This is a genomic window from Anabaenopsis arnoldii, assembly GCF_028331025.1.
GTDB classification, from domain to species: Bacteria; Cyanobacteriota; Cyanobacteriia; order Cyanobacteriales; family Nostocaceae; genus Anabaenopsis; species Anabaenopsis arnoldii.
The window spans coordinates 1-10,482 of record NZ_JAQMUH010000192.1 but is presented as its reverse complement, the minus strand read 5'-3'; the positions used below and the strand labels follow the sequence as shown (position 1 = coordinate 10,482).

Genomic DNA, 10,482 nt, shown 5'->3' with positions numbered 1-10,482 from the left:
CTTACCGTATAAGGGAAATAATGTTGGTTATTGAAGAAAATGCCTGAATATTCCTTCTTAATCTCTGTTCCCTGTTCCCTGTTCCCTGTTCCCTCGAACCAGTTGTTAAATTAGCATAACAAGTACGGTAGAGCCAGAATTCTTTAGGAGTTAATACTCTAATGCCAAATTTCTCTGCTGCTTGTAAATCTTTTTGATTGTAAGTGATAATAAACTCGGCTTGGCATTCCATCGCTAAGTCTATTAAAAAATCATCGTCTGGGTCGCGTGCAATTGGTCGCCATAGATAAAAAATATTACATTGGTTAGATATGGCACAAAGGGCTTCTATAATATTATCAATATCTTGATTGTTTAGGGTTAACTGGTCTTTTTGTCTTTTAAGTATTTCTTCGTACTCGAAGATTAATGTGGTAGAAATATTTAATCGCCAGCGAGTATCGTTGAGTATGCTTAACAGCTTGTAGGATGCGCCACGACTAGAGCGTAAACCAGCTAGAAGTACGTTGGTATCTAGTATAATTTGATAAGGTATTGTCATTTTTTAGTTTTGTTGCATACTGTCTTGTGTCTGGTTTTTCGCTGTTTGTTTGTGATTATTATTAATGGTCTGCTTTTAAACCCAAGGCTTGATTAATTTCAGCCAATAAGTCTTCCATTGATATGGAACGAGGCAAAATCTCCGGGGCGATGTCTTCTTTTCCAGACACTATGCGAACCACAAACTGAGCTAATTCACTCGTGAAGTTTTCGGCTGTAACCAAGCTCTTGCAAGTTTTTTCAGTTAGAGAATCAGTAGGCGTGTGACTGAATCGCTGGTCAATGATCAAAATTGGCGGCTTGAAAGGTAAGTCGGCTAATGCTTTTAACTCTTTTAGCACCTCTTGAGGAACAGAAGAATCTCCTAAGCAAATCAGCAGTAAGTCAACGCTTTGGTGGCGAATTTGTTGTATGACTTCTGCCCAGTAACGCCCCATTGAGGCTTTTAAACCAGCCGTTTGTAAGTACTGGATTAAAGCTTGAAACCACTCAGATCCCCGTATAGCTAAACCATGCAAGCTATGGTTACCCTGGTTATTGGGTGAATGTTTTGCGACTGTTTGATCACCCTGATCAGCGTCTGGCTGAACCCTCAGGCCATAGTCCAGCATGGTTAAATCTACCACCAGGATACTGGGTGGGCAGCAGATACCAGATGCAATTTGTAACACAGATAACAAGGGATCTGTGGTATAATCACCGTTTTCTTTTTCTTGGGACAATGATCTCAAGTAAGGAAACACCGACAAACCAGGTATCTGGGAAGCAGCTAGGGTAGTCGCCACATCACAAGTCACCAGTGGAATATTAGCCAGTATGGGATGTTGAGCTAACTCTTGTAGGTAAGTTTGTGCCAAGGCACCTTCGACATCCAGTAAAATGACATCAAACTGCCAAACCTGTGCCAAGAGTTCAGCTTGATCTAAATCATCTACTTCTATCACCCGATGTTCTCGCAGTGAAGGGTGGGGGTTAATTGATTCTAAATTCTGTTCTACCAACCTGAGAATTCTCAGTGGACTTGTGATCGGGGTGATTGGATGATTATTTAACTGTGAATTTCTCATTGCTGGTTGAGTACACAAGTTTTCTAACAGTGGTACTAAGGCCTCATGCTGAACTGGTAAGTTAAGGAAACCATCCGCCCCATGGGCAAATACTTGCTCTTTTTCCGCGCCAGTGGCTGTGACTATTACGGGAATATCCCTAATTGCAGCATCAGATTTCAATAGAGTCAGAACATCCCAACCTGACAGTAAGGGTAATAAGGGGTTTAAGAAGATCGCTTTCGGTTGCAAGCGGCGGGCTTTTTCTACTGCTTCTGTTCCTGAGCGAGCGATGACGACACGATAACCTAAAACTTTCAGCTTATCGGTCAAATCTTCGATATATCGAGCTACTGCTTCCACTACTAGCACTAACCGTTGTGAGCTGGCGGGTGGATGTTGGGTAGTTGTCGCCACGCGCTGGCGTGCTGAGATTTCTCTGCGCGACCCTGGGGAAACGGCGTGACCCCTCACTCCCAAGCTGCTCAATCCTTGTGTTTCAGGAGTTTTGATCTGGCTATGTTCTTTGATTCCTGTCTCTGCTTCACTCAAGCCTGTTGTGGGCGGACTAGGTGGGAGTAGTAGTGTAAATTGGCTACCTTTGCCTTCACGAGATAAGAAGCTCACGTCACCTCCGTGAAGACGAGCTAAAGCCCTGGTTAAAACCAGCCCCAGACCAGTACCTTCAAATTGGCGCGTCAGGGGATTTTCTAGTTGTTGGAATTTTTGGAAGATTAAATGTTGCTGATGTTCGGGAATGCCAATACCTGTATCCCAGATAGTAAAGGCAATCCAGCCTTCCCAACGACTGACGCGCAAACCAATTTCCCCGGAGTTTTCTGTGAACTTAAAGGCGTTGGAAAGTAGGTGTACTAACATCTGCCGCAAGCGCAATTCATCCGCTACTATCTCGTCTAAATCTGGTTCAATCGAGATGGCTAATTCAGGTATGGAATTGGCTGTTGGGGTGGCGGTAGCTTTGGTGGTTTGAGTGTGAATCGCTTTTGCTTCTGTGATGGCGCGATCGCACACTGCACGAATTTTCACCGGGACAAGGGCTAAATCCATCTGTCCGGTTTCCATGCGGGTCAAATCTAAAATGTCATTAACTACACTCATCAAATGTCGTCCGCTTTGATGAATCAGTCCTGCATAACGGGCTTGGCGCTCGTTGAGTTCACCCAACTGCTGATCTACCAGTAACCTTGATAGTCCTAAAACCGCAGTTAGGGGAGTCTTCAGTTCATGACTAATACAAGCTAAAAACTCATCTTTTAATCGATTTAATTGAATCAGGTCGGCATTTTTGGCTGCTAGTTCTTTATATATCTGCTGCTGTTCGGTGACATCAGTAGCTAATACTAAACATAGGTCATTACTTCCTTGAGTCTTGGGAGTAGCCTCAGTTTGCCTACAGTTCAATTCTGGCAGATTCAGTTCTTGGGAGAGAAGTTCTGATTTGTGACTATCTAAGGTAATTTTGGCAAACTGCCAAATTCGCTCGCTACCATTGTGCACTTCCACAACACAGGTGCAAGTACCCATCTGACTATCCAAAAAACAGTGATTGGATTTACTCTTTTTGGGGGTTGACTGCTTACTTTTATCTTCTTCTCTAGCAGATGCTCCGCGAACGCTATCGTGTAGGCTATGTCTGGGTGGTGGGGAATATCCCCCCTGTGGCAGAGGTTCATTCGCTGACATCAAGGTCTGTTCTGTTGAATGAGATTCCCTAGGATGATTATTCCCTTGAGAATAAAATCTGCTAGCTTTAGCGTATTCTGAAGCCGTTTTCCTCTCCTGGGAGGCTAGTATTGCTTCGACTTGTTCGCGAATCCCTTCGGGATCTTTCAATACTCCTAATTGCTCCCACCAAGCCGGATTTTGCGCTACTATTTCACCTGTTCGAGTTTGCAGCATTAACGGCCAAGGCAGTATTTCTAATAGCTGCACTAGTGATTTTTGTGCCGGTTGATATTGATTTCTCAGCCGCGATCTGGCTATGGCTTCTCCACGTAAGCAATCCCGCAGTGCTGGTAGCAATCGCGGCAGCCCAGCTTGGCATTCAGCGATTCTCCCAGTAGTTCGCCCCCGTGGTGACTTATCAGTTCGCCAGTGAGTTTTGCTGATCTTGTTGGAGGTGTTAGCATTATCTGGGGAACTGTTTTTAGGCGTTCTCTTCCCCGAAGGTGAGCAGTGGCTGCTACTAGAATCAAAAGCCAATTTTTCTTGAGTTAATGCTCTTAACACTCGTGAGCTATTCAGCAGCCCTAGAAATTTGCCTTCTTTATCAATCAGTGCCCAATCTAAGTTATTGTTGTTTCGGCTCCTTTGGTAACGCCAAAGCAGATCTAATTGCTCTACACAATAAGTTGCTGGTAATGTCTTGAGAGGCTCGATTATGGCTTGATCCCACCTTGACAATGGCTGCTGCAAGTCCAAAACTTGATTTCCACCCCATACTGCCAATAATTTTTGTGTTAAGCGGGCAGACTGCACCAATCCTAAGGGGTATTGTTGCTGATTTACTACTACCAAGCGATCGCACTGCTCTTGCTCAAAAATCTCCAGCACCATAGCCAGAGTACTTGTTTCTAAGCAGCTGGGTACGGTTGCGAGAAAGTCATAAAGCGGGTACTGTAACATTGACATAAGGAACCTTAGGGGTCATTCTTCTTTGTGTAAGCTTGCCGCTTCACCATCGGCACTTCGGCAAAAAGTATTAGAGCGGCAAAGCAATAATATTCAGAAGAATCATTTCACGGATTCTTTTTACAGCTTCAATGCCATTGAGACAAGGGGGAAAGCCGTTCGCCTGTACTCACGACGAGGTTGTTAAAAGACAAGACTTATGGGATTGACTCGTTGTCCTGGCCAATCTTAGTTTTCGGTGAATATCCTTGTCAGTTTCCTACTGGTGTTCAAACTCCTCTGCAATAGTGACAACTAAAACAATTATCAGGCCAAAGATTCGCTAATAAACCTTGAGGAATTATAATGATTTAGAATGTGAAGATACTTTGAGTTAATTTAAGTATCTATTACAGGGAGTCAGAACCCCCACCTCCAAGGCGGGGAGATAGATAAATGCCTCATCTCACCAGGGATTTAGTCTTTATTGACTGGCTTTCAGGGACAGTTTTCAAGACATACCTTGTAATGCTCCCGCCATTTCTCTGCTCCCTTATGCAAACTCTTAAACATCCTTACAGGGGTTGAGGAAGTCTAGTTTGCATAGTTAGTCATCTTAAACCGTTTTGGTCACTAACATTACCGGAGTAACAGGAGTTACAAGCATACAGGGAAATGCATCAGTACTACTTGTCTCACCGCCAAAGGGTAAAAGGGAATCAATTTCCCCAATATGTCCGCCCACGACCGCCAGATTCTGGTCTTTGTTCATAAATTTGCCGGCAACCACGACACGGAGATTATAGTAAAACTACTGTATCCATACATGAGGAAATATACATAAGTCTATGCTCAACTAATTCATGTATCTTGATGGAAAAACTACTAGGCTTCATCAATAAACTATGAAGCCCCAGCACTGACTACAGTGTATCTGGTGCAACAACCTGAGGTTGATATGATGTTGATATGAGTCCTTCTCTCAAAGAGAAATCGCCACTTGAATACACAACTAGACATCAACTTAGAAGTTTAGAGGTGTGATTCACATCTAACATAGATATTCCCAAGATTATATATCAGTATACGGATATATCAGTATATAGATGATATTACTACTCATATTGATTTTTCCACTGCCAAAAATTAGATCATCCGGCTCAACTACCCATTCAAGTCGAGTTGAGCAGGCAGATTAGGCCTTGGAACTATGACACCACAGACTAACTACTTCGCCCCCAGAGTAGAACTACTACCACTGTTAAAATCTACTACCTACTGAGGTGATGGTGAGAATATCTTAATAAAAATTTTACTAATAAACATTTTGATGTATTTCCATGTCAGAAGCACAAACCACAGCACTTCTTTCAGCAGATGACTCAAGTTGATCGGCAGGTATTGTTACAACAACTAAAATCAGATTACCGCCATATTCTTCTCAATTACTTCACCCCAGACAAAACTCTGAAAGAACAAATCGATAAATTTATCAATGCAGTATTTTGTGCTAATATTCCTGTGCCACAAATCCTTGAATTTCATATGGAATTAATTGAAGACTTTTCCACACAACTAAAGCTAGAAGGAAGGAGCGACGAAATATTACTTGATTATCGCCTAGCACTAATAGATATCCTCGCTCACCTGTGTGAACATTATAGATGTTCAATCTCTAAAGAGAGTAAATTTGTCAGATGAATCAATCCAAAAAAACCTATGTTCTCAAGCTTTATGTAGCTGGAAACACACCCAACTCAGTTCGAGCCTTAAAAATCCTTAAAAACATTTTAGAGCAAGAATTTCAAGGTGTATATGCCTTAAAAGTAATTGATGTCCTAAAGAACCCCCAGCTAGCCGAAGAAGATAAAATCTTAGCCACCCCAACATTATCTAAAATTTTACCTCCACCGGTGCGCAAAATCATTGGTGACTTATCAGACAGAGAAAGGGTATTGATTGGATTAGACTTACTTTATGAAGAACTGGGCGAAGAATATTGGGAATAATAAACAAGGGTTCATCATACAAATTTTCTAACAAATCACCAATTTTACTAATATAAAAAGCGGGTATAAAACCCATATCCTAGTAAGCAATGAGCGAAAAAGACCAAGCAACGCCAAACAACAACCCCTTGGTTGGGGTAGAAAAGATTCGCACGATGATAGAGGGCTTTGATGACATTAGCCACGGAGGTTTACCCGTTGGTAGAACTACTTTAGTTAGTGGTACATCTGGCACAGGTAAAACCTTATTATCACTGCAATTTCTCTATAACGGTATTACCCGATTTGATCAAGGGGGTGTATTTGTAACCTTTGAAGAATCCCCCGGTGACATTATTAAAAATGCGGAAATTTTCGGTTGGAATTTACAACAGCTAATTGACGAAGGTAAGTTATTTATTCTGGATGCTTCACCGGATCCCGAAGGTCAAGATATTGTAGGTAACTTTGACCTTTCAGCCCTGATTGAGCGTTTGCAATATGCAATTCGCAAATACAAAGCCCAAAGAGTATCAATTGACTCCATCACAGCCGTATTTCAGCAGTATGAAGCCATGGGAGTAGTGCGGCGAGAGATTTTCCGTCTTGTGGCCCGTCTCAAGCAACTACACGTCACAACTATAATTACTACTGAACGTAGTGAAGAATACGGTTCTGTTGCTTCATTTGGAGTAGAAGAATTTGTTTCCGACAATGTAGTAATTGTGCGTAACGTTTTAGAAGGAGAACGGCGGCGCCGCACAATTGAAATTCTCAAATTGCGTGGTACAACTCATATGAAAGGGGAATATCCCTTTACAATTACCAATGGAGGAATTAATATTTTTCCCTTGGGAGCCATGCGCTTAACCCAGCGCTCCTCTAATATCAGAGTATCCTCGGGAGTCGAAACCCTAGATAAAATGTGTGGGGGTGGTTTCTTTAAAGATTCTATTATTTTGGCAACGGGAGCCACCGGAACTGGTAAAACTTTATTGGTGAGTAAATTTTTGCAAGATGGCTGCATCAATGGTGAGCAGGCAATATTATTTGCTTATGAAGAATCGCGCGCCCAACTGTCTCGTAATGCTTACTCTTGGGGAATTGACTTTGAAGACTTAGAACGTCAAGGTTTACTGAAAATAATTTGTACTTATCCTGAATCAACTGGTTTAGAAGACCACTTGCAAATTATTAAATCAGAAATTGCTATGTTTAAGCCATCTCGCATTGCCATTGACTCCCTGTCAGCATTAGCCAGAGGAGTCAGCAATAATGCCTTTCGCCAGTTTGTCATTGGTGTGACTGGTTATGCGAAACAAGAAGAAATCACCGGTTTTTTTACCAACACAACTGACCAATTTCTGGGATCACATTCCATCACAGACTCCCATATTTCCACAATTACTGATACGATTTTGATGTTGCAGTACGTAGAGATTCGGGGTGAAATGTCACGGGCGATTAATGTGTTTAAAATGCGGGGTTCCTGGCACGATAAAGGTATCCGTGAGTACAATATTACTGCTGATGGTCCGGAAATTAAAGATTCTTTCCGTAACTACGAACGAATTATTAGTGGTGCGCCTACCCGGGTTAGTATCGATGAAAAGGCGGAACTATCTCGCATAGTGCAACGTTTTGACAACAAACCGAGTTCCGACTCCCCAATTTAGAGTCGTGGTAATCCATACTGAAATTAAGGATCGTGCTATATTCGGCTCATAAGACGGGTTTTCTGCCCCTAGTATTGATTTTCGTGTGAGGGGATGCGGTGAAAGGACAATATTTATTTTATAGTTTCTTACCTGGCGTCACAGCAGCAGTATTAACAACCCAAACTGCTTTGGCGACGACAGTGAGCGGTACACCAATTGTCTCTTCTGCAGGGGTCTTGACCTTTCCTGACAGTCAAACCTGGCTGGGAGACAATATTAATACCCAAATGCGTGATACTAATGCGGATGTTTTTCCAGATGTAGTACCAGAATCTGAGTTAACTAGACTGCAATTACAGTCTTCAAGTAGTAAGAATAATCCAGCCAGCTTGAGCAAAAAGACTGGGACACCTGTAGAACATCAGCCCTCTCAAAAAGATGAAGGTAAAGTCGGTGTCACACATGGGCAGAATTTTGCCCATTTTCAAAACCATCAACAACCAACTCAAGTCGGTACTTCAGGGAATAAATTAAATCAAACTGTTGTGGCGACTGTGGTCCCACCCAGAACTTCTACCCAGCCAGTCAGTTTTACCCTGTCGGCTTTACAGCAACCAACAGCGACCGGTAAACAACAGCAAACTCATTTATCGACAATTCTACCGACTGCGGTCACCGGCGCAAGAGCAACAAAATTAGTGGGGGTACATGGTTGTTCAGCTATTAGTGGCTGTCTCCCTCCCTCAAGAACTAGGAACTTGATAGCTGGGAGTTATTCATCTGCTAGCAACACCAACTCAGGATTGGTCAATACTGCGGGGATATTAACTTTTCCCTCACCAGGAACTGAGTATGTGGCACCTGTAACCACGGGGGAAAATATCACACCGGTGGAAAAGGTGGAATTTACCCCTACGAATAGCGTGGAAATTCCTGATTACCTAACTCCTAGTCCCAACCCTCTGCAATTTCCGACTAAACCAGAGGAAGTAAGACTGGAAACTAATCAGCCCATTACCTTGGCACAGGCCTTAGAACTAGCAAGGCGCAACAATCGAGATTTACAGGTGTCTCTACTGGAGCTAGAACGGGATCAAGCCGCCCTACGCCAGGAGCAAGCTGCTTTGTTGCCCAATCTGGGTCTTAGTGCTGATGTCAATCGCGGCCGGTCTGCTGACCAACAGCGGGCGATCAATCAAGCAGAGCAACAAACAGGTATACCTCAGCCAGGAGCGGAAACTATATCCTCTTTTAGAGGAGAAGCCCAACTGAGCTATGACCTGTTTACCTCTGGGAGACGGCAAGCTACCATTAAACAGGCCGAAGAGCGGTTAAAGTTCAGTGAGTTGGCTGTAGAACGCCAATCGGAAGAAATTCGCTTGAATGTGGCTACGGAATACTACAATTTGCAACAAGCAGATGAACGAGTACGCATCGCCCAATCTGCTGTGGAAAATTCCCAGGCCAGTTTACGAGATGCACAAGCTTTAGAAAGGGCTGGGGTGGGTACACGATTTGATGTTTTGCAATCCCAAGTTAACCTGGCTAACTCCCAGCAAGAACTGACTAATGCTCGCTCCCAGCAAGAAATTGCTCGTCGGATTCTCGCGACTCGCCTGAGTGTGCCACAATCGATAAATCTGAGTGCGGCTGATCCTGTGCAATTGGCTGGTCTGTGGAACCGAGACTTAGAAACTAGCATTGTGTTAGCGTTTCAAAATCGCCCAGAACTTCAACAGCAATTGGCACAACGTAACATCAGTGAACAACAGCAGCGAGAAGCACTTGCATCCCTAGGTCCTCAAGTGCGCTTCATTGCTAGTTATAACCTGCTAGATCAATTCGATGATGGTGTTAGCCTTACTGATGGTTACTCTGTGGGAGTTAGGGCTAGTTTGAATTTGTACGATGGTGGAGCCGCCAAAGCTAGCGCTGCTCAAGCAAAAACTAATGTGGCGATCGCAGAAACTCAATTTAGTGAACAGCGCAACCAAATCCGCTTCCAGGTTGAACAAGCTTTTTCTACCCAGCGAGCTAGTTTAGAAAATGTCCAAACTGCTAATGCTGCTTTAGAACAGGCTAGAGAGGCTCTGCGTTTGGCTCGGTTGCGATTCCAAGCCGGTGTAGGTACTCAAACTGATGTGATTAACTCCGAAAACGACTTAACAAGAGCTGAAGGTAATCGAATTACAGCTATTTTAGATTACAATCGCGCCTTGGCTCAGTTACAACGAGCAGTTACCAGCAGGGCTTTAGCTGAGTAAATTCAATAAAAAACCTGTGGGATATTGCTTTTTTGCCCCCTGAATAAATCTGGGGGCTGTTCCTCCGCTATCATTGACCCGCAATAGTAGCAAATTCCTAAGTGGCCATGGTGACAACATCAAAAGGTTTAGTAGCTAGTTCCTGTTTTCTTAACTAATACTAAGAAATACTCACATTTACTCAAAACTTCCTGTCATCTTTTCGCTTTGTGAGAAAATTGCAGTAAAATTACTGTATGCTACTAGGATTCAAAACTCAACTCAAAGTTAACAAGCAACAACGACTACTACTGGCGCAACACGCAGGAGTAGCCAGACACGCTTGGAATCAAGGTTTAGCACTTTGTCAACAGGT

Annotated in this window: 7 protein-coding genes and 1 pseudogene; 5 read left to right on the top strand and 3 right to left on the bottom strand. The window is 43.2% G+C overall.

What is annotated here, in order from left to right:
* Nucleotide 1: 1 nt before the first annotated feature.
* The 3 genes from PN457_RS17250 to PN457_RS17240 all read right to left on the bottom strand — a co-directional run bounded on the left by PN457_RS17250 (nt 2) and on the right by PN457_RS17240 (nt 4,989).
* Nucleotides 2-541, bottom strand: coding sequence for a putative toxin-antitoxin system toxin component, PIN family (locus PN457_RS17250; protein WP_271734782.1), 540 nt, complete (start codon nt 539-541; stop codon nt 2-4).
* Nucleotides 542-602: 61 nt separating this feature from the next.
* Nucleotides 603-4,238 carry an ATP-binding response regulator gene (locus PN457_RS17245; RefSeq protein ID WP_271734781.1) on the bottom strand — a complete coding sequence of 1,212 codons (3,636 nt, stop codon included), beginning with the start codon at nt 4,236-4,238 and terminating at the stop codon, nt 603-605.
* A 595-nt stretch (nt 4,239-4,833) separates the two neighbouring features.
* Nucleotides 4,834-4,989 carry a hypothetical protein gene (locus PN457_RS17240; RefSeq protein WP_271734780.1) on the bottom strand — a complete coding sequence of 52 codons (156 nt, stop codon included), beginning with the start codon at nt 4,987-4,989 and terminating at the stop codon, nt 4,834-4,836.
* Nucleotides 4,990-5,555: 566 nt separating this feature from the next.
* On the opposite strand from PN457_RS17240, the pseudogene PN457_RS17235 reads away from it, so the two are divergent.
* The 5 genes and pseudogenes from PN457_RS17235 to PN457_RS17215 form a co-directional block, all read left to right on the top strand.
* Nucleotides 5,556-5,918: pseudogene (locus tag PN457_RS17235) on the top strand (KaiA family protein); the annotation flags it as partial.
* Nucleotides 5,915-6,226: a circadian clock protein KaiB gene (gene kaiB / locus PN457_RS17230; protein WP_271734779.1), complete on the top strand. Its 312-nt coding sequence runs from the start codon at nt 5,915-5,917 to the stop codon at nt 6,224-6,226. The pseudogene PN457_RS17235 and the gene kaiB, both read left to right, overlap by 4 nt.
* Before the next feature lie 89 nt (nt 6,227-6,315).
* Entirely contained in the window at nt 6,316-7,881 is a 1,566-nt protein-coding gene (gene kaiC, locus PN457_RS17225) for a circadian clock protein KaiC (protein WP_271734778.1), read from the top strand.
* A gap of 98 nt (nt 7,882-7,979) precedes the next feature.
* Nucleotides 7,980-10,127 carry a TolC family protein gene (locus PN457_RS17220; RefSeq protein WP_271734776.1) on the top strand — a complete coding sequence of 716 codons (2,148 nt, stop codon included), beginning with the start codon at nt 7,980-7,982 and terminating at the stop codon, nt 10,125-10,127.
* Nucleotides 10,128-10,363: 236 nt separating this feature from the next.
* Nucleotides 10,364-10,482 (top strand): helix-turn-helix domain-containing protein (locus PN457_RS17215; protein WP_271734775.1); only part of this gene is annotated, 119 nt, incomplete at its 3' end.

Coding starts and splice junctions, on each gene's coding strand:
- PN457_RS17250 (WP_271734782.1), bottom strand. CDS start 541: ATGACAATACCTTATCAAATTATACTAGATACCAACGTACTTCTAGCT.
- PN457_RS17245 (WP_271734781.1), bottom strand. CDS start 4,238: ATGTCAATGTTACAGTACCCGCTTTATGACTTTCTCGCAACCGTACCC.
- PN457_RS17240 (WP_271734780.1), bottom strand. CDS start 4,989: ATGAACAAAGACCAGAATCTGGCGGTCGTGGGCGGACATATTGGGGAA.
- kaiB (WP_271734779.1), top strand. CDS start 5,915: ATGAATCAATCCAAAAAAACCTATGTTCTCAAGCTTTATGTAGCTGGA.
- kaiC (WP_271734778.1), top strand. CDS start 6,316: ATGAGCGAAAAAGACCAAGCAACGCCAAACAACAACCCCTTGGTTGGG.